General features: G+C 44.7%; 20 protein-coding genes and 1 CRISPR repeat array. Of the genes, 8 read left to right on the forward strand and 12 right to left on the reverse strand.

Translation table 11 applies throughout. The features are described 5' to 3' along the window. Positions 1–9 precede the first annotated feature (9 nt). Positions 10–716: direct repeats of the CRISPR family, unit length 35 nt; unit sequence GTCGCAATCCCTTCAATCAGGTCGTGTGGTTCGTT. A gap of 274 nt (positions 717–990) precedes the next feature. The 12 genes from cas2 (VIS94_02330) to cas6 form a co-directional block, all read right to left on the reverse strand. Next, positions 991–1296: a CRISPR-associated endonuclease Cas2 gene (cas2, locus tag VIS94_02330; GenBank protein ID HEY9159907.1), complete on the reverse strand. Its 306-nt coding sequence runs from the start codon at positions 1294–1296 to the stop codon at positions 991–993. After that, on the reverse strand, positions 1293–1592 hold the full coding sequence (cas2, locus tag VIS94_02335; GenBank protein HEY9159908.1) for a CRISPR-associated endonuclease Cas2: 300 nt from the start codon (positions 1590–1592) through the stop codon (positions 1293–1295). Before cas2 (VIS94_02335) ends, cas2 (VIS94_02330) begins: the two co-directional genes overlap by 4 nt. Further along, on the reverse strand, positions 1589–2752 hold the full coding sequence (gene cas1, locus VIS94_02340; GenBank protein HEY9159909.1) for a CRISPR-associated endonuclease Cas1: 1164 nt from the start codon (positions 2750–2752) through the stop codon (positions 1589–1591). The genes cas2 (VIS94_02335) and cas1 overlap by 4 nt, the downstream gene beginning before the upstream one ends. 51 nt (positions 2753–2803) lie before the next feature. Further along, positions 2804–4030 (reverse strand): TIGR02710 family CRISPR-associated CARF protein, encoded by a 1227-nt coding sequence (locus tag VIS94_02345; protein ID HEY9159910.1) that lies wholly within the window; start codon positions 4028–4030, stop codon positions 2804–2806. A 12-nt stretch (positions 4031–4042) separates the two neighbouring features. Further along, positions 4043–4531: a DUF3368 domain-containing protein gene (locus VIS94_02350; protein HEY9159911.1), complete on the reverse strand. Its 489-nt coding sequence runs from the start codon at positions 4529–4531 to the stop codon at positions 4043–4045. Next, positions 4518–4769, reverse strand: coding sequence for a UPF0175 family protein (locus VIS94_02355; GenBank protein HEY9159912.1), 252 nt, complete (start codon positions 4767–4769; stop codon positions 4518–4520). Before VIS94_02355 ends, VIS94_02350 begins: the two co-directional genes overlap by 14 nt. A gap of 102 nt (positions 4770–4871) precedes the next feature. Further along, positions 4872–6257 (reverse strand): type III-A CRISPR-associated RAMP protein Csm5, encoded by a 1386-nt coding sequence (csm5, locus tag VIS94_02360; protein HEY9159913.1) that lies wholly within the window; start codon positions 6255–6257, stop codon positions 4872–4874. Then, positions 6254–7273, reverse strand: a complete 1020-nt coding sequence (locus VIS94_02365) for a hypothetical protein (protein ID HEY9159914.1) — start codon at positions 7271–7273, stop codon at positions 6254–6256. Before VIS94_02365 ends, csm5 begins: the two co-directional genes overlap by 4 nt. 87 nt (positions 7274–7360) lie before the next feature. After that, positions 7361–8041, reverse strand: coding sequence for a type III-A CRISPR-associated RAMP protein Csm3 (gene csm3, locus VIS94_02370; protein HEY9159915.1), 681 nt, complete (start codon positions 8039–8041; stop codon positions 7361–7363). A gap of 13 nt (positions 8042–8054) precedes the next feature. Continuing rightward, positions 8055–8498, reverse strand: a complete 444-nt coding sequence (gene csm2 / locus VIS94_02375; protein ID HEY9159916.1) for a type III-A CRISPR-associated protein Csm2 — start codon at positions 8496–8498, stop codon at positions 8055–8057. Positions 8499–8507: 9 nt separating this feature from the next. Further along, positions 8508–11084, reverse strand: coding sequence for a type III-A CRISPR-associated protein Cas10/Csm1 (cas10, locus tag VIS94_02380; protein HEY9159917.1), 2577 nt, complete (start codon positions 11082–11084; stop codon positions 8508–8510). Beyond that, a complete protein-coding gene (gene cas6 / locus VIS94_02385) occupies positions 11084–11794 on the reverse strand; it encodes a CRISPR system precrRNA processing endoribonuclease RAMP protein Cas6 (protein HEY9159918.1) in 711 nt (236 codons plus the stop codon). The genes cas10 and cas6 overlap by 1 nt, the downstream gene beginning before the upstream one ends. Before the next feature lie 341 nt (positions 11795–12135). Between cas6 and ribD the strand changes: the two genes are divergently transcribed. The 8 genes from ribD (at position 12136) to VIS94_02425 (ending at position 18279) form a co-directional block, all read left to right on the forward strand. Further along, complete coding sequence (gene ribD / locus VIS94_02390; protein ID HEY9159919.1) at positions 12136–13233, forward strand: bifunctional diaminohydroxyphosphoribosylaminopyrimidine deaminase/5-amino-6-(5-phosphoribosylamino)uracil reductase RibD; 1098 nt, start codon at positions 12136–12138, stop codon at positions 13231–13233. Positions 13234–13235: 2 nt separating this feature from the next. Beyond that, positions 13236–13871: a riboflavin synthase gene (locus tag VIS94_02395; GenBank protein ID HEY9159920.1), complete on the forward strand. Its 636-nt coding sequence runs from the start codon at positions 13236–13238 to the stop codon at positions 13869–13871. Between the two features lie 11 nt (positions 13872–13882). Continuing rightward, positions 13883–15085, forward strand: a complete 1203-nt coding sequence (locus VIS94_02400) for a bifunctional 3,4-dihydroxy-2-butanone-4-phosphate synthase/GTP cyclohydrolase II (protein HEY9159921.1) — start codon at positions 13883–13885, stop codon at positions 15083–15085. Further along, entirely contained in the window at positions 15085–15549 is a 465-nt protein-coding gene (ribE, locus tag VIS94_02405; protein HEY9159922.1) for a 6,7-dimethyl-8-ribityllumazine synthase, read from the forward strand. Before VIS94_02400 ends, ribE begins: the two co-directional genes overlap by 1 nt. A 16-nt stretch (positions 15550–15565) precedes the next feature. After that, on the forward strand, positions 15566–16015 hold the full coding sequence (gene nusB, locus VIS94_02410; GenBank protein ID HEY9159923.1) for a transcription antitermination factor NusB: 450 nt from the start codon (positions 15566–15568) through the stop codon (positions 16013–16015). Next, the gene (gene larC, locus VIS94_02415) at positions 16015–17196 is read left to right on the forward strand and encodes a nickel pincer cofactor biosynthesis protein LarC (GenBank protein HEY9159924.1); all 1182 of its coding nucleotides are present in this window, start codon (positions 16015–16017) and stop codon (positions 17194–17196) included. The genes nusB and larC overlap by 1 nt, the downstream gene beginning before the upstream one ends. Continuing rightward, positions 17193–17960, forward strand: a complete 768-nt coding sequence (gene larB, locus VIS94_02420; GenBank protein ID HEY9159925.1) for a nickel pincer cofactor biosynthesis protein LarB — start codon at positions 17193–17195, stop codon at positions 17958–17960. The genes larC and larB overlap by 4 nt, the downstream gene beginning before the upstream one ends. A gap of 139 nt (positions 17961–18099) precedes the next feature. Next, the gene (locus VIS94_02425) at positions 18100–18279 is read left to right on the forward strand and encodes a hypothetical protein (protein HEY9159926.1); all 180 of its coding nucleotides are present in this window, start codon (positions 18100–18102) and stop codon (positions 18277–18279) included. Positions 18280–18297 lie beyond the last annotated feature (18 nt).

An 18297-nucleotide genomic window follows, 5' to 3' on the forward strand; every position in this document is an offset into this window, starting at 1 on the left:
GTTGCCCTAGTCGCAATCCCTTCAATCAGGTCGTGTGGTTCGTTTTGATAACGAAAAATACATTCTCGTAGCGTGTGGGATTGTCGCAATCCCTTCAATCAGGTCGTGTGGTTCGTTGGGAAAAAATGAAAAAATCAGGAGGGAAAAAATGAAAAGTCGCAATCCCTTCAATCAGGTCGTGTGGTTCGTTTTCTGCCATCGTAGATGGCAGGAAATTTTTCTACGATAACGTCGCAATCCCTTCAATCAGGTCGTGTGGTTCGTTTGTCTCTCCTCCTACAACACCTCCCTCGAAATGGTTTGGGTCGCAATCCCTTCAATCAGGTCGTGTGGTTCGTTGGAATAAAAAAAGAGGAAATTTTTTCTGCTATCGTAGATGGTCGCAATCCCTTCAATCAGGTCGTGTGGTTCGTTGATGGATTTAAAAAAGAAAATATTTTTACCGGATAGTTGAGTCGCAATCCCTTCAATCAGGTCGTGTGGTTCGTTTACATAATTGAAGAGAACAGGGTCAAATCAATCATGGCTCGTCGCAATCCCTTCAATCAGGTCGTGTGGTTCGTTATGAATATAGAAATTCCCGTGACCAATAGGTCACTCGAGGGCGTCGCAATCCCTTCAATCAGGTCGTGTGGTTCGTTTAAAGAGCCAAATGCGCCGAAATACAGAGTGTTTTTTAGGGTCGCAATCCCTTCAATCAGGTCGTGTGGTTCGTTAGCTTCCCGTTTTTCATATAAATATTCAACAGGTTAGACATATCTTTTTGAGAACCTGTATGAATGCTTCCAAAGAACAGAGTCATCATTTTCTTTTTGTCCACCTTATCGTTATATCTTATTGTTTTAATTAATTTATTTATTGCATGAGAACCTATGGTACTTGTTCAGATCCATCATGTTCCATATAACCGCTGACAGCAGTTATCTAAAAGGCATTCGTTAAACAAAATCAATTATCATCAAGAAGGTTCTCAAAATTTTGTATATCTTATTAAACTATTGCATAACTTACATCCCAGTCAGGTTCTCCGAATACGCTTACGCCAAGCTTACTCCTTTTCTGCCAGTCGGTATCGCATATTATATAATAGCGCACCGAGTCTGTTTCAATGTCAATTATTTTGTTGATTTTTTCGTGAAGCACTTTAAGCATTGAAGGAGTTATAATCAGTTCGAAAACCGAATATTGAACGCGCACGCCACAACCTTCCAACGTTTTAGCGACATTAGCAAGCCGCTTAGGATCAGTTATGTCATAGACTGCCAATATGTTTCTTTCTTCGTTACGCAGGCTCATACAATCGCATACTCCTTTATATCGACAATTTCCCCTACGCCCTGCACTACTGCTTTCTTGAGGCATTTTTCGCATAACACGTATATTCTGACCGAGTCTTTATCGCGGTCAATTACTTCAGAAATTTCCTTTTTCATTTTTTCAAGTTTCGGCGAATCCATAATACATTCAAATATCGATCGCTGACGTCTGAGACCGTAGTTGCACAAGACTTCGGAAATATCCTTCAGGCGTTTCTGAGCTGACGGGTCATCAATGCAATCAAACTTGATGTCGTATGTAACGATATAGATCATCTCATCACCAGCGGGATATAATCCGGTGTCTCATTTCTGAGGAATGAAACAAATTGCCTTACCTGAACCGTAATAGAATCTCTGTACGTCATCTTTTCTTCAAGCAGCGGATGTGTGAATTCAGTTTCGAGCTTGCGTTCAAACTGTGCAATGACCTTTTTCAGCGCTGATGGGTTCAGATATACAGCGGTCTTTGGTGGTTTTGCCTCTTCATGACCATCATCTTCGAGTGATGATGATACTGGTTCTTCAAGTGTGCTTATTTCTTCAACTGGTGCCAATTCACTGAATACAGACATTTTGTCTTTTAAAATATCCGGGGCATCTGGCTGGGCTATCTCAATGGCCTCTTCATCCTGTGGTTCGATTTTTCTGAAATCATCCTTGCCGACAATGCCAAGATTGAAAAGCGAGAAGGTCAGCGTATCAGCTATAATTGTGCGGAACTCTTCAATGAGGTCAAGAGGAAGCGAACGAGTTCCTCTGCCTATCGAATGAAAGATGCCTGCATAAGGGTCAAGACCTTCACGCTCTACTGCACCCTCTACCCTGCTTCCGAGCACGGTGTAAATCAGTGATAGCACAGCGTTGACAGGATCGGTCGGGGGACGGCGCACTCGTTTTTTGAAACCCTGCGATTTAGTAAATCCCAGGTTGAATACAGAAAAATAGATCTTTGAAGCCGAGCCCTCATAACCGCGAAGAGACGCTGCTGACACAGCGCCGTCAACCTTTGAAATCAAATCTTTAAGCTGCTCTGTCTGCTGCTTTATATCCCTGTTCTGAAATCTGGCTATCCTGCCAAGCATGACAAGCTGGTTTTTCATCTTGCCCCTGGCCACGGCCTTGCAGAATGAAAGGCATTTCTCACTGTCTGAAAGCATCTCATACTGGAGACGGCGAAGATGTATGGCGGAATCGACCGGCGGAACAAGCTTGCCGTTAAAGTGGCCGTTCTTGCTTAGAAAAACAGTGGTGATTTTATGCTTTAAAAGCGTGTTCATGGCGTGCCATGATATCTCGACCCCGCCGAATATAACGACCTGCTCGGTTCGGTAAGGAAAGATTGTGTGATACACAGCGCCATCCTTAATAACCTTGAGCGTTCCGCCATCCTTGAAAATCTTTGCTCCGGGTGTTGTGACATATACCGTTATCATTGCGACCTCCTTTTCGTATAATGCGCTATTTAATTTTTAAAAGAGCTTTAGCTATTTATAGTCAATCCATGGAAACTGGCATTGTCTGGCAATGTCAGGAAAATTCGGGCATGCAAACTCTGCGAGTTCAACGACATTTTCTTTCAGACCTTTGAATATTGTTTCATTTATCGGATCAAGGCCATGCGCCATAATAGAGCTGTTTCTGTTTTTAAGATAACCTTGAAGCTGTTCATTTTCATAGAAAATCTTTCCTGATTCATGCCCAAGTTCTGATAAAAGATCATAGGATGCAAACAACCCTATTTTGATTTTATTGTCTTTTTTGTCGCGTGTTTTTTCCAGCTTTTCCCTTCTTGATTCTGGAACTTTATCAATATTTACATCTCCTGTTTTAATTTTGTAGCAAGACGAGAGTATATGTTGAGCAATAAGCTCCACAACCCTGTAAAGCCTCGCCACGGCATCGTCATATTTCCCTTCTACAGACCGCCTGACAGCGTTATTGAAAATATCGATTATAAGCTGAGGCCTGACTGTTTCAGGTTTATTGTTTGATAGCAATTCAATCAGTTCGCAGGCTTTTTCTTCGGGTTTAAATATTTCAAAACCTGTCCAATTAATTTTGGATAATTTTTTGTATGCCTTTTTGTGATTAAAAATATCCCAATTTTCATAAAATGATGAGATATCTTTTAAAGCTTTAAGCCTGTTGTTTTCAGAAGCGCTCAAGGTATTTTTGTTTATACCTGATATAATTTGAAGCGCTGGAGAAAACCTTAAATTGTATATCATCTGTTCAGCAAGCTTCAGATCATGCAGTGAAAAGACAGCCTGCGGTATTATCGTGCGAAACTCCTCTGTGCCATCCTTGACTACACCGCCTTCCCTTTTTCCTGTTATGTATTTTATCGACTGACACTGGTTGTATGTTGCTGAAAGGACTGCCCCGGCACTCATTGCCTTTGTGCCGCTTGTGAAATCGACCTCAATATCATCGAGAGCAAAACCTTTTAATCTAAGGTTTTCAAATACTTCATTTATAACAGAAAAAACTGACTGGAAATTTTCCATGTCGTTCAGCTCGATTATCTCGAATGCGTCTTCAGCAAGTTGGGATTCACTGGCTATTGTTGTTGCATAATCCCTGCTTGTCTGTGTTGCAATCAGCACAAGAAAATCCGGCCTGCTGTTTTTAACGGATTTGACAAGAGGTTTCACAATACATGTTGATGGATTTGTCCCTGTTCCAACGGTCATGATTAAGGCTCTTTTCATATAGGCTAATCCCTATTCATTTTCGTTCTTGCAGACTGTTTCTATAAAAGAATCAGACAACCACAGGCCGGATGATTTGATTCTGAAAAGCGCTTCTCTTACAGAAGAGATAAGTTCATTTCGTCTAGCCATAACAATGACAGCAACTGTCCCGATATACTTGCAGCCGAATAATTCGGCGCATTGCCTGGCCTGCATATCATCAACAACGGCGTAAAATTCTTTATTCTCAAGAGCGTAAGAGATAACCGATGTTTCACCTTTGCCTAAATCCCATCCGGCAACCCGGGCGTCCTGATAATTTCCGGACGCCAGTTCTATGTTTTGAAATGAAAACATCTTGTCTATTTGAACATCATTCAAACCTTTTACAGTAACCTCTGCCAATACTTCGTTTGTGATAATTATATGTTTAAAGAGTTCTGACAGCAGGTGATAAAAACCGGATTTTGAGAGGCTTATAATAGGAGAGGAATTTAATACCACATTATTTATCTGCATCTTTCAAAACCTCATCGGGCGAATACTGAAAAGGGGAAACTTTGAATCTGGCAAGCGAGAGAATAAAATCAGCCCTGGTCAATCCAGCTATCTCTGCGGCCTTTTCCTGAGATATCATTCCCATCTCAAACCATTTCACAGCCGCAGCCAGCCTCATTTCTTCCCCGAATTCAACAGGACTTTTCCTTATCGAAGAAAAAACATCTTCAGGCATGTTAAGACTCAGTGTTATCGACATAAGTCCCCCTTTTTTTATTTAAGTTTTAATCTATTATGCTGCATATTTCAATTATCCGCTTAAATATTTCCTGCAACAGGTGCGCTTATCCTGTCTTTGTTTTCAGACCTCAAATATCTTAACGATTCTGAACTGATTCCCCTCCTGCTCGACTTCAACTTTTGCCTGTGTCGGTTTGCGCTTATTAACGACCTTCTCAAACAGACTTTCCGGAATAAGGTCTTTACCTGTGCAGGCTGCCTTTTTGCCTTCGGATGCCGCCGTCAGCCTCTGGTCGCCGGGCGACCATGATAGAATCGCTTTCTCCCAGGTAAGAGAGGTTGTAGGAACCGGTTCATAAGCTGGTTTGATCGGGGTGGCGGTAACAGCTGTTTCTTCGTAACTGTCATTAATGGCCGAAATTTCATCCGCTAACGGCTCATTTCTTTGGAATGTCACCCAGCCGAAGGGTGTGAGGCTTGAATTTGTCGCAGGTTTGGGATCAGTCGAGGCAAGCCAGATAGTTGTAGCTGAAGGAAGAAATAATGGCGGGGCATTCTTTGGACCCTTTATTTTTATATTTCTCAGCCCTTCGATTGTTACGGCTTCCGCACCCGAATGCCTCCCAAGGCAAATTAAAAACCCTCCTTCTGGTATTTCCTTCAACACACATTGAGATGCGCCTATTTTTGACAGGGATGAATTTTCCCTGCCAAGTTCTTTTGAATAAAAAGATGTTGCGCTGTTGAAAAGGGATTGAATCTTGACTGGATTGTTTATTCCGGAACCTTGAAGCGCATCATCGACAGTTATCGTCCCTTTGAAATACGAGCCCGGCTCTATTATTTCAAGTATCGGGCTCAAGTTTTCATTTGAAACCTTTCCTGGATTTTTCTTTCTGTTGATAGCATAGACAATTCTTGTCCTGACGATTCCAACAGGCATGAAGTCTGAAACTTTAACCATACGGAAAGGGTCGGTTGCAAAAGCGCCTCCATCAAGGAGCTGTTTTTCGAGCTGATCGGCCTTCATATTTCTATCCGGCCTTACATTCTTTTTCTTTTGAATCTTGTTGAGCCACGCAGTTCTTAAAGCTCCTTTTATTGATGAGCCCGGGATATAAGGCTGATTTGTATTAGGGTTGAAAATCGTTCTAGCAATGGTAAAGTTGTTGAGTTCGTTCCTGATCTTAGTTTTATCGCCTAAAGGAATTTTGAGCTTGTCTTTGTAATGAGAGATGAAGCCATTACTTACCTTCACCCTGTATCCATTCATCTTTTTTGCGCTCATGAATTTCATGATTTCCATGCGTGACTCGACCGTTCCCTTTTCGCAGATATCAGAAAACCTTTTTCTTTGAGCTTCATCCAGGGATTTGATGAAGTCCATCGGATCAAAGGAGACGAGCTCTGATCGGGATTCATCAATCACAAACCCCGTCGGCTCATAGTCTTCATCACATCCGATGTGAACAGGGCATATCGTTTTAAGATAAAGTGTTATTGTCATAGCTCCACCCCCGCAGGCAGTTTAAAGGGAAGATAGATCGAATATCCCTGATGGATGGTCACAAAATCATTGACCTTTGAAATGCCCTTAATGCCCTTGCCGAGATATGGTTTTTCTGAAAGTCTGCTGTCTTTCGGGATGATTACAGCACCTTCATCAGCCATGATTACCGGCGACTTGAACGGCCTGCCGGATTTCGCCATGACATCGCCATGCCTGCCGTAGCGGACAAAGGGCGTGAACAGGCAGTCTTTGCATAATGCGGAATCGGGTATGGACGGCGACATGGTGTAAAGAGCGTCGCCTTCTCTCGGTTTCGGAACTGGCAGTTCTTCTACTTCTCCGAGTGAAAACCTTCCCATTCCAGTAGAAGCATCCCTGCCGAACCCGCTCTGACCTATTCTGGTCAGACCGTCTTGTATCCTTTTAATATCTGTTGCCTCTTCATCAATGAGAACGAATATAGCAAGCTCAACTGTCGGATAATAGACAAAGGCATCGACCGAATAAGGTGCGAAGCCTTCACCTGTCGTTCCTGTAAGACGGTTAATGGAATTGTGCTGGCGTTCAAAATTTTCAATGAAGCCGCCTTTTGTTGATTTACATTCAGGGCATGCTTTCAACAAATCGGAACTGTTTAAGAAGGCCTGCTCGTTAATGTTTATTTTCAAATCCTCGCCAACCTTCATCCATTTCTTCTTAAGGTTATCCTTGCGTGTTTCCATGTACCGCCTTTTGTCTGATGCAGTATCCCTGAAAAGCATTGAAGGAGGAAGGTCAGGCCTTTTGAAAGCAAACCACGACTTGTTCTTCTGACTTTCAAGAAATACTGGCCAAGCCGATGAGAAAACAGCAAACGGCTTTTCTGTATAACAGTCTGCCCATTTTTTAAGACCGCCTTTCAGCAGTGAATCATCATAAGCCGCCTGCCAGCAGATATGGCCGAATATCGTATCGCCTTTAAGCGGCGTCCCAAAGGACGATTCTGGTTTTATTATTATTGAATAAAGTTTCATTATTCATACCTCGCTACATGACTTCCAGCACCTCGATGGAAAAGAGGCCTCCCAAAGATGGCACCTCAAGAAATTTCTACCCATGCCTCAAAAGACTTTCAGATTGTCGAATTTGTCTTTCAGTCCTGCATCATCGAAGTGAAATTTCACCCTGCCGTAGCCCCGGCTGCCGCTGCCGCCGAGTGCGTCATGTTCGAGGAGCTTAAGACCTTCAAGCAGATAGTCAAGTAGGCTGTCGCCCTCGTTATCAAACACCTTAAGGTTAATGGAGAAGTCGAAAGATATTCCAGCAGGAACGCGCTCGGTCTGCCTTGGGTTGGAAGCTGTTCCGCTGATACGGTTGATAGTGTTTTCAGCTTTTACCTCAAACTTCGAGAGCTTGCTTTTTTTCCATTCATCAGTGAGCATGCAGTCCGCAAATGAGACCCTGGTAGGGCCAATGGCTGAAGAATCTTCCTTGTCATCGCCGCCGGAACCAAAAAGCTTGAGGATGTTTTCTGCTTCAGAGTTTCCATCTACTCTTTTCAGATCGCCAATTTTAACAGGGCTTCCTCCTGTATTTGCCATCAGCCCGCTTTTAAGCTCGAGCAGTGAGCGGACTTTTCCTTTAAGTGATGAACCGGGTATATATGGCTCGTCAGTATGCGGATGCCTTACAACCGGATTGTCGGTTCCGCCGATGTGCATTTCAGTGTCGCCAGCGCCTATATGAAGGCCGCTCAAAAGTTCGATTGTTCCTTTGATTTCTTTGATATCTATAAGTTTCATTTCATTCCTCCTTTTAATCCTTTGCGTGTAAACGATAAAAACCCATGAATGCTTCGAATAAATTCGTAAAGACTTTAAGATCATTTGAAGTATCTATTTGTTTTATTGAGTCCTTTAAAAAATCAGTAAACTTTTGTGTTATGAAATCCCTTCCTTGTGCGTATGCAGCTTTTGCGATTATCATATTTATATAAGGTTTAAAGATTTCCGGTTGTTCAGGATTGATTTTTGAATTTGCCCTTGAATTGATCATTAAAACTTCATCATAGAACTTTCTTATTTGAGTTCGTTTGTTTTTTTTCTGTTCAATCTTTTTTTCAGTTGAACCATCTTTGTTTCTAACAGTTTTCTCTACTTGACCCTCTTCCGCAATAGCTCTGGCTAAGTTGTCAGCAGTCTCATTAAACAATTGGGGTTCGATAAACCCTTTTTCTTTGTTCATGTAAAATTTAATCATATAACCTCCTTACCTTCTATTATAGAGTATTTCCCAGACAGCGGCTTTGAGCTTCGAGCCGTAGTTTTCCAGGTTTTTCACCATCATTTGTATAAACTCATTCACCTTTTCGTCTCGCTTGCCGTCCTTCAAATCCTTTGCGATGTTACGGGATGCCGAATAGTTGAAAAGGGCTCGCCATTTGAGCGGCTGCATGTCATCAATGCTGACATGGGCATTCTTTCCCGGCGGCCTTATGATATCCTTGGCCTTTTGCGCCATCTCCATGAAATAATTCATTCGGTAGAGCATGGCGCTTCCCATTGTCCTGTCGCTAATATATTCGAGCAGCTTTTCCTTTACCGGTTTGAGTTTGTTGAATTCATTCCATGTCATTGTTTCGCCAAAAATTGTTATGCTGTTTCTGCCGTTACCCTTGGATTCGCCAAGAGCCTCTTCAGAGTGATAGGCCAGCGAATCAACGGGCGTGTTCGGTCTTTCAATCGTAATTCCCGCTGAAAGGTGTATTTCGGGATTGCCGCAGGTGTATCTGCCGAACTCTTCATTTATAACTCCTGCCAGCTCGATAATTCGGTTCCAAGGGCCGATGAGGAACAGGTCGTCGCCACCTGCAAAAACCGTATAGACATTCTGGAAGTTTGCATCAGTTTTCAGCTTCCAGGGAAGCCAAAGGCTGAAGAACTGATTCATCTGGCGGCTGAGTGAAGCCAGGCGCGAAGCTGTGAACAGTTTTTCTTCAATACCGCAGGACATTATCATTCCCAGGTTGTCAACATCGGCCTTTAAAACACCAAGCGCCTCTATGCCGGAGAATTTATCCATTGATATTGGATTAAGCGCCTTTTTAGAAATGTGACTGAAAGTTTTTGGGGCACCTTCGTTTATCATTTCAATTAGTTCAAGTTTTTTTGCTTCGCTCTTTCCACCACTTAGAAGTCTGTCATCAAACTGGTCTTCTTCTGAATATTTTGGCACATAGCCGTTGATAAACTTTGCTGTTACATCTTTTGACGCCTCGCCTTTTTCATTGATTGATATGTCCCAGTATTTAAGAAGCGAGCCTCTTCTTGCAAGTTCATTGAGCGCGCCTGTTGTAAAACCAATCTGATATTCTCCGAAAACAGGCTCGAGAAGCTTATCGCCGTGCAGGTCCGCATTAACAGTAGTTATTGCAATTCGTTCATTTTTCACCAGATTGGCTCCAAGGAAGATATGGTCGCGGCAGATTTTGCAGGCTGAGCCATTTTTGACAATTGCTGAACCTTCCACTTCTTTATCTGATGGCCTTTTGCCGCAATAAGGGCAAAGCGCTTTATCGAGTTCGTTATTGAATGAGTCCAGATAGCCTTCAACAGCGCCAAGCGAATTAAGATTGAGTTTTCTGAACTTGCTTACTTCAAGTGCGCCCCCCAGCCTGTCCCAAAAGGCTGAGAAATTACCTCCGACAAAATCATTGGGAGACGCTTCAAGAACTGAAATACCAATTGCCGTTTCACCGAAAGAGATTTTTAAAAACCAGTTGTTGATCTTTTCTCTGACCTCTTCGACTGCACTTTTTGCGGCTTCAGTGTTCGGTGCAAGTATCGTGAACTTTCCGGCCGCATTCAGGATAACCGAAGTATGCGGCAGACCGATTTTACGGCAAAGCATATCGGCGGCAAGCTCTGCAAAAAGTGAAACCGCAAACGAGCGCCCCCTTAAAATCTTGCTGCGGTTTTCACCTGAATCACCGCTGGGTCCGGAAATAAAACTCTGTATGCCATAAAGATCGCCGGTTATCAGAAGAAATTTTTTTGGTTCATAGTCCTGTATAATCTGCAAATCCATGTTGCCTTTGTGATAAAGATATAAAGCAGAAGCGAACGCAGAGGTCATCCTGCTGTGATCATAAAGTGAGATATCTGGTATTTTTTTTCCAGCCCTTGCCGCAGGTATGCATGTTGTGAAAATCATCATGAGGCTATCTAAATGCTCGAACCAAAGGGCGGTATTTTCATCTTTATGATGAAGTCGCTCAAGCGCATACACAAACTCGTCAAAAAGGTTTTTGTATTCCACTCTGGCTTTATCATCATCTGAGGGCACAATATCTTTCTTTTGATCCGGAAAAATATTTTCAGGCGAAAGGGGCTTTAACGGATAAGCATAATTCGAAGTATTGTTTGTTTGCAGAGCATTTTCAAACAATGTTTCAAGACGGGTCTTCCTGTAATCCTGCCATGCAATTGCTTTGTTGTATTCGTCAAAACGCTGCCTGTCCCAGCCGCTTGAGATACGGTCGGCCATTGCTATTATCCACTGCATCGGCGTTCCTGGTTTGTGATGTCCTGCGGCAAGATTTATAAATGTATCGTCAAGACCCCATCCTGATTTATTGAACTTATCAGGTAGCAGTTTTTCAATATGATCGATAAATGCTGCTGTATAAACAGCATGTCTGTGCGTTGGAACGCCGTTATACTCCGGTTGGTAAAGTCCCGAATTATCATTGATAAATCCCGGTAAAACATTAATGCCCTCCTGCGCCAGCTTGCCAATGTCATGCATGAATCCTGCAAGAGCAATTTTCAGGGTCGTCTCATCCATTATTCTTCTCCTTCAAAAAATAATTCAAATTTTCCCAGACCGAATGAAGTCTGTTTTCCGATATGTACTGTTTCGCAGAATTTCAGAATTGGAAGGAAATTATTCAGGACATTGCCTTCATAAATTATATTACCCACCAGACCCCCCATCAGCATTTCCTGATCCTGTCGGCTCGAATACCTCCGCCAGTCATGCCATGAAAGGTCAGAGTGAACTGTCCTGACTGTTTCGGCAAGGCTTATCAATCCCTTGTAATCCAGTGCAGGCTCGCCTTTGCCGTATGTTTCAAACAAGGTCGAAATCCGCCTCAAACATGCCCTTATAAGAACATGAAAAGGTAGTTCCGCACGTTTGAGATTGTTTTCAAATTTCAGCCTCAGCGGCGTTTGCAGCACGACTGTTATTCCAGATATTTCCGATTCCTTTATTTTTGCAAACCTTCCGGCGCTTATATTTTTAGTAAATGAGCCTTTCACAAGCTTCCGCTCTTTGCCTGAATAAATTAATTTTCTGTTTGCCTTTACTGACACCAGATTGAATGTGGAACGGAAGCCATCAATCATTTTTCCGATTCCCGTCTGCCCCATCTGTTCAATGGCATAGACAAAATAGGGGAGATATTCATTGGCTTTCCCGAGAAGTATAATATCAAAATCAAAGAGTTCACCTTTTGTCCAATGTGTTTTTTTTGTGATTGGTGCTTCTATCACATAGGGATGGGGAGGAGCTGCTACATGATGTTTTTCACCAGAATCTTCAAACTTTCCAGGTTCAAATATAAAAGGATATATACAGGACTCATTAAGCAGGCAACTGTTACATTCCTGAAACCTCAGGGCGCAAACCACTTTTTTTAAAGATAAACCAAACACCCCTCTGAATGTAGAGCCTTTGAATTCAGGAAGTATACAATCAGAATCAAGTACACATTCAAATTTATATTTTCCAATTTCCATAAAAAGTCTCATCAATAAATTATATATAATTATATGTGTTTTATCGGAAAAAATATATCATTTAAATTACTTAAAAAAATTTTGGTTTATGAATTATGGACACAACTGGTATAAAGACCATGGATATGGACGATTTGACATACATGAAAAAGGCCATCGAGCTGGGATATAAAGGTCTGGGCAGGACTGCGCCGAATCCGCCGGTAGGGGCTGTCATCGTAAAAAACGGCAGGATTATCGGCGGGGGATTCCACCCAAGGGCAGGAATGCCTCATGCAGAGATTTATGCACTGAATTCGTGTTCCGAAGACCCGGCCGGGGCCACCCTGTATGTAACACTCGAACCGTGCTGTCATCACGGCAAGACTCCGCCCTGTACAGACGCAATAATAAAAGCCGGGATAAAGCGGGTCGTATACGCCGTTGACGATCCCAACCCCATTGTTTCCTGCCGCAGCGGTAAATCCCTGGAAAATGAGGGCATCTCGGTATCATCCGGGGTATGCGGCCATGAGGCCGGCAAGCTAATTGAATGGTATTCGAAATGGATGAGAACCGGCCTTCCCTTTGTGACCTTAAAAGCGGCCACCACACTAGACGGCTTCATCGCTGCATCAAACGGAAACTCCAAATGGATAAGCTCTGAAGAATCAAGAAAAAGGGTCCATGAAATGAGGAACAGGATGGATGCGGTTCTTGTGGGAATCGGAACTGTCATCACGGATAACCCTCAACTCACATCCAGGATTGAAGGGGCCCGCGACCCGCTTCGCGTGATAATAGACAGGGATTTTGTAATACCGGCCGGCTCGAAATGCCTGGGTGAAAAATGCATGGTTATAACAGCATCTGATAAAGACCGGGACGAGATATCAGATACCGGGACGAAAATTATCCGTTCCGGATTGAATAATGACGGTTTCTTTGACTGGAATGATATCCTTAAAATTCCTGGCGCTATGGGCCTGCACTCTGTCCTTGTCGAAGGCGGCAGCGCAGTTATTTCAAGCCTGCTTAAGGCATCCATCGCAGATAAAATCATTCTTTTCATTGCGCCTAAAATCCTGGGCTCGGGGGTCAAGCTTGTATCATGGGATAAAACTTCAAGCATTGATGATGCGCTTGGCCTTATGATAGAAGACGTTCAGACAATAAGCGGTGATATCATGATTGAAGCCCGCATAAGAGGATAAAGATGTTTACCGGAATTATCGAATCCGTCGGAACCGTTACCGGAATAAAGCCATATTCAAGCGGCTTTGTTATTGAAGTGGATTCCGGGCTCGACCTTTCAGGAGATGCAGTCGGAGACAGCATTGCTGTTGACGGCATCTGCCTGACTGCAACTAAAATTGCACAATCGAAATTCACAGCCACAGCCTCGAGGGAAACCGTCACGCGTTCGACTCTGGGCAGCCTTAAAACCGGTTCAAAGGTCAATATCGAACGCGCCCTCACCCTGTCAACACGCCTTGGAGGCCATATCGTACTCGGCCACGTCGATTGTGTGGCACGCATCAGGGAGAAAAGAATCTCAGGCGAATCCATCCGCTTCAGTATCGAACTCGACAAGTCATATTCAAAATATGTGATTGAAAAAGGTTCGATTGCGGTTGACGGAATATCGCTTACAATAAACAGCATTTCAAGTGATGCGTTCGAACTCAACATCATACCATTCACGCTCGAATCCACTTCCTTGACACTCAAAACCTCAGGTGATAGGGTAAACCTCGAATTTGACGTAATCGGCAAGTATGTTCAAAGAATGATTGAAAACAAGGGCGGCGCAACTCTGGGCGATCTCTTGAAACAAAACGGTTTTATCTGAAGGATAACAAAATGCCAAGCTGTACAATCGAAGAAGCGATAACCGAACTTAAAAACGGCCGCATGATTATTCTCGTCGATGATGAAGACAGGGAGAATGAGGGCGACCTTACAATGGCGGCTGAATTCATTACGCCGGATGCCATCAATTTCATGGCAAAGCACGGCAGGGGGCTCATATGCCTTGCACTTGACCACAAGATAGTGGACCAGCTCGGCCTCGAACTCATGGTCAAGAACAATAAGAGCTCTTTCGGAACAGGATTCACCGTCTCTATTGAAGCCAGCAAAGGTGTCACCACCGGCATATCAGCCGCAGACAGGGCGACGACAATAAAGGCTGCAATCGCTGAGAATGCAAAGCCGTCTGACATAGTCAGCCCGGGCCACATCTTTCCGCTAAGGGCCCGCGAAGGGGGCGTTCTGGTAAGGACCGGACAGACGGAAGGCTCTGTCGACCTTTGCAGGATGGCAGGTCTGAGGCCGGGCGCTGTCATCTGCGAGGTAATGAAGGACGACGGCACAATGGCCAGAAGGAACGACCTGGAAGTATTTGCCAGAGAGTTCGGTCTGAAGATCTGCACGATAGCTGACACCATCGCACACCGCATGCGCAATGAAATTCTGGTGCGGGAGGTCGTAAGGGCGAAGATGCCTACAATTTACGGGAATTTCGAGCTTGTAGGATATGAAAACGATATCGACCATAAAGACCATTTCGCAATTCTCAAAGGCAAAATCTCCCCTGAAGAGCCTGTTCTGGTAAGGGTTCATTCCGAATGCCTGACCGGAGACGTGCTGGGGTCTCTCAGATGCGACTGCGGTGACCAGTTGACTTCCGCGATGGAAATGATCGAGGCGGAAGGTAAAGGCGTCATCGTCTATATGAGACAGGAAGGCCGCGGCATCGGCCTGCTCAACAAGTTGAAGGCATATCATCTTCAGGAAAAAGGCATGGATACGGTTGAGGCGAATGTCGAGCTGGGGTTCGCACCGGACCTGCGCGATTACGGAATCGGCGCCCAGATACTGGTTTCTCTCGGTGTAAGGAAGATGAGGCTCATGACCAACAACCCTAAAAAGATCATAGGTCTCGAGGGATACGGGCTTGAGATCGTTGACCGTGTGCCCATTGAGATTCCGCCGACCGAGATGAACAAAAGATATCTCAAAATTAAAAAAGAGAAGATGGGTCATATACTGGAGGTGGTTTAATGGCAAAGACTATTGAAGGAAAACTCCTTGGTGCAGGCCGTAAAGTGGCGATAGTAGCAAGCAGGTTCAACGAATTCATTACCGCACGCCTTATAGACGGTGCGCTTGACGCACTTGCCAGACATGGGGTGAACCCGAAGGACATAACCATTTATCGCGTTCCTGGTTCATTCGAGATTCCGCCTGTGGCAAAGAAGGTCGCTTTGAACGGCAGCGTTGACGGCGTCATATGCCTTGGTGCCGTAATCAGGGGTTCCACCCCGCATTTTGACTACATTTCGGCAGAGGTATCCAAGGGAATCGCCCATGTCTCCATGGAAGCAAACGTTCCGGTCATATTCGGGGTGCTTACTACGGATACAATCGAACAGGCTGTCGAGCGTGCAGGAACGAAAGCAGGAAACAAGGGGTTCGATGCAGCAATGTCGCTTCTCGAGATGATGGACCTTTACTCTCAGGTCTGATCAGCCGAAATAAAATATGAAGGTAAGGTCCAGGGCTAGAGATGCAGCCTTGCAGTATCTTTATCAGGCAGAGGTAAACAGCAGACATTCCAGGGAAACACTGGACAGTTTTCTGTCACATTTCATCGAAGATGAATATGTCAAGCCCTATGCAAAAAACCTTGTAGCAGGCGTTCTCGATAATCTGCAGGAAATCGACACCCTTATTGAAAAGGCGACCTCCAACTGGAGGGTCAGCCGAATGACCCGTACAGATCGTAACATACTCAGGATTGCCACCTATGAACTAGCCATGAGGGAAGATATTCCATACAAGGTTGCAATAAACGAAGGGGTCGAACTTGCAAAGCGCTTTGGTTCGCCCAGATGTCCGTCATTCGCAAACGGCGTTCTTGATAAGGTGTGGCTGCTCGTTTCAGACACCGTAAAGAAAACCGCCGAAGAAGAAGAGGACCCTGCCGAATAATGAAAGCCCTTATATTTGACCCGGTCGGAGGCGCAAGCGGCGACATGATTCTCGCCAGCCTTATCGAACTGGGCTGCCCGGTAAGCCACATACAGGACACCCTTGAACTTCTCGGCCTTGGAAAACCGGTAATCCGTCTTGAAAACAAAAAGGTAAACGGCGTCTCATGCCTCAAGCTCGATTTTGAAGTCCGTGATGAAGAAACCGAACGCTCATGGAGAGACATCAGGGATATGATAAACTCTTCAGGGCTGGCCGGTGGCATTGCCGAAAAGGCCCTTGATATATTCGGTATACTGGCATCAGCGGAGGCAAGAGTGCACGGGGTGGCGACAGATGATGTACATTTCCATGAGGTAGGTGCCGTTGATTCCATATTCGATATTGTCGGAATCTCAGCCGCAATCGACTTTTTCAAACCTGACGAGATTTTTACAACACCTCTTCCTCTAAGCACGGGAACTGTTGAATCCCGTCACGGCACCATACCTGTTCCGGCGCCTGCAACTCTCCTGCTTATTGAGGGCCTGCCTTCGAGAATGACTGATATCAGGGGCGAGCTGGTCACACCCACCGGCGCCGCCGTAATAAAGGCACTTGCCGCACAGGCTGAACTTCCCGGTCTTTCAATAATATCTTCAGGGTACGGCTGCGGGGCAAAAACCTTCCCCCGCTGGCCCAACATGTTCAGGTCCATTCTTTGCGAGGCATCCGCCGGAAACGAAAGGGTTTATGTCATCGAATCGGATATCGATGATATGATCCCTGAAGACTGGGATGCCGCTGGTGATAAAATAAGAGAGGCCGGAGCAATCGACTTGTGCCTTGTTCCATGCATCATGAAAGAGGGTCGCCCGGGAAATATACTTCGTGTGCTTTCATCAGTGGTCAACCTTGAATCAGTATGTTCCGCTATGCTTCAGCATACGACTACAATCGGAGTCAGATATTATCCGGTAGAGAGAAGAATCCTTGAAAGGCGCGTATTCCAGCTCGATACCGCATACGGAAAAATAAGGATAAAAGAGGTTGTCACACCTGACGGGTCTTTAAGGCGCAAACCTGAATACAAAGACATGAAAAAAATCTCGGAAGAGCTGAACATCCCTGTCCAGAGAATCAGAGACGAAGCTTCGAAAATGCTTTCATCTTACTCAAAAGATGGAGGTGAAAAAAAATGAAAGACATACTGGATAAGTACAAATCAGGCCTGATCGATGATGCACAGGCCAAAGAAATGATAATGAAAATCTTCTATGAGCGCGGCGAGGAATTCATGCTGGACATGCACAGACAGGAAAGGCTGGGTTTCCCCGAGGTGGTGTTTGCAGAAGGAAAATCCACCGAACAGGTGCTTGATATTGTCGAAAGGATGCTTCCACAATCCCAGCCGGTGCTCATATCAAATGTCTCTGACACCCAGACGTCTGCAATAGAGGCGAAGTTTTCTTCACTTCCGATTCAAAAAGCGGGAAGGATGATGACGGTAGGCGCAATGCCCGAAGATAAATCACTCGGCACAGTAGGCGTCATAACCGCCGGAACCTCTGATATTCCTTTTGCAAAGGAATGTATTCTCATTCTTGAAGCCACCGGCGCAAAGACCCTTGCCTATTTCGATGCGGGTGTTGCAGGGATTCACCGCCCGTTTTTGAGCCTGAACGATGTGAAGGACGCTGAAGTCCTTATAATCCTTGCAGGCATGGAAGGGGCGCTGCCGACGCTAATTGCATCGGTCACGGACAGGCCTGTGATTGCAGTGCCCACCCCTGTGGGTTACGGCATAGGCGGCGGCGGAATCGGCGCCATGATATCCATGCTGCAGTCCTGCTCTCCTGGTGTCGTAACGGTCAATATAAGTAATACCATCGGCGCCTCCGCAGCAGCGATAAGGATACTCAGAACCTTAAAACACTCTTTTGAGAAAAAAACCCGCAGCAGATAAAAACCGGAAAATATACAGGATTTTGTTTTCAGCAGACCCAGCTTTTGTCAGGATTATCAACCGCAATATTATTTTCATATTAAACATGAGAATTCTTGCTGCCGATATGATGCATTAATCGGGATTTGTTTATGCGGGCATGATTACCAGAAGCGGCACCGACAGGCTGCTTGCAGATTCCGACAACAATTCACACAAGGAGGTAGGCGATATGGCTAAATGTGCAAAAAAGGCAGCACCCAAGGATGCGAAACCTGCAGCCAAGAAATCAGGATGTGCAAAATCAGCCAAACCCTGCGCTGCAAAGAAAAAGGCTTAACTTGAAGCAGGTCCCGCC

This window comes from Desulfomonilia bacterium (genome assembly GCA_036567785.1).
In the GTDB taxonomy this organism is placed as follows: Bacteria; Desulfobacterota; Desulfomonilia; order UBA1062; family UBA1062; genus DATCTV01.

Excerpts from the sequence above, each read along its gene's own strand:
- csm3 (HEY9159915.1), bottom strand. The coding sequence starts at position 8,041 with ATGAAACTTATAGATATCAAAGAAATCAAAGGAACAATCGAACTTTTG.
- cas2 (HEY9159908.1), bottom strand. The coding sequence starts at position 1,592 with ATGATCTATATCGTTACATACGACATCAAGTTTGATTGCATTGATGAC.
- VIS94_02425 (HEY9159926.1), top strand. The coding sequence starts at position 18,100 with ATGATTACCAGAAGCGGCACCGACAGGCTGCTTGCAGATTCCGACAAC.
- larC (HEY9159924.1), top strand. The coding sequence starts at position 16,015 with ATGAAAGCCCTTATATTTGACCCGGTCGGAGGCGCAAGCGGCGACATG.
- VIS94_02400 (HEY9159921.1), top strand. The coding sequence starts at position 13,883 with ATGCCAAGCTGTACAATCGAAGAAGCGATAACCGAACTTAAAAACGGC.
- cas1 (HEY9159909.1), bottom strand. The coding sequence starts at position 2,752 with ATGATAACGGTATATGTCACAACACCCGGAGCAAAGATTTTCAAGGAT.
- VIS94_02365 (HEY9159914.1), bottom strand. The coding sequence starts at position 7,273 with ATGAAACTTTATTCAATAATAATAAAACCAGAATCGTCCTTTGGGACG.
- ribD (HEY9159919.1), top strand. The coding sequence starts at position 12,136 with ATGGACACAACTGGTATAAAGACCATGGATATGGACGATTTGACATAC.
- larB (HEY9159925.1), top strand. The coding sequence starts at position 17,193 with ATGAAAGACATACTGGATAAGTACAAATCAGGCCTGATCGATGATGCA.
- VIS94_02350 (HEY9159911.1), bottom strand. The coding sequence starts at position 4,531 with ATGCAGATAAATAATGTGGTATTAAATTCCTCTCCTATTATAAGCCTC.
- cas2 (HEY9159907.1), bottom strand. The coding sequence starts at position 1,296 with ATGAGCCTGCGTAACGAAGAAAGAAACATATTGGCAGTCTATGACATA.
- VIS94_02345 (HEY9159910.1), bottom strand. The coding sequence starts at position 4,030 with ATGAAAAGAGCCTTAATCATGACCGTTGGAACAGGGACAAATCCATCA.
- nusB (HEY9159923.1), top strand. The coding sequence starts at position 15,566 with ATGAAGGTAAGGTCCAGGGCTAGAGATGCAGCCTTGCAGTATCTTTAT.
- ribE (HEY9159922.1), top strand. The coding sequence starts at position 15,085 with ATGGCAAAGACTATTGAAGGAAAACTCCTTGGTGCAGGCCGTAAAGTG.
- csm5 (HEY9159913.1), bottom strand. The coding sequence starts at position 6,257 with ATGACAATAACACTTTATCTTAAAACGATATGCCCTGTTCACATCGGA.
- VIS94_02355 (HEY9159912.1), bottom strand. The coding sequence starts at position 4,769 with ATGTCGATAACACTGAGTCTTAACATGCCTGAAGATGTTTTTTCTTCG.
- cas10 (HEY9159917.1), bottom strand. The coding sequence starts at position 11,084 with ATGGATGAGACGACCCTGAAAATTGCTCTTGCAGGATTCATGCATGAC.
- csm2 (HEY9159916.1), bottom strand. The coding sequence starts at position 8,498 with ATGATTAAATTTTACATGAACAAAGAAAAAGGGTTTATCGAACCCCAA.
- VIS94_02395 (HEY9159920.1), top strand. The coding sequence starts at position 13,236 with ATGTTTACCGGAATTATCGAATCCGTCGGAACCGTTACCGGAATAAAG.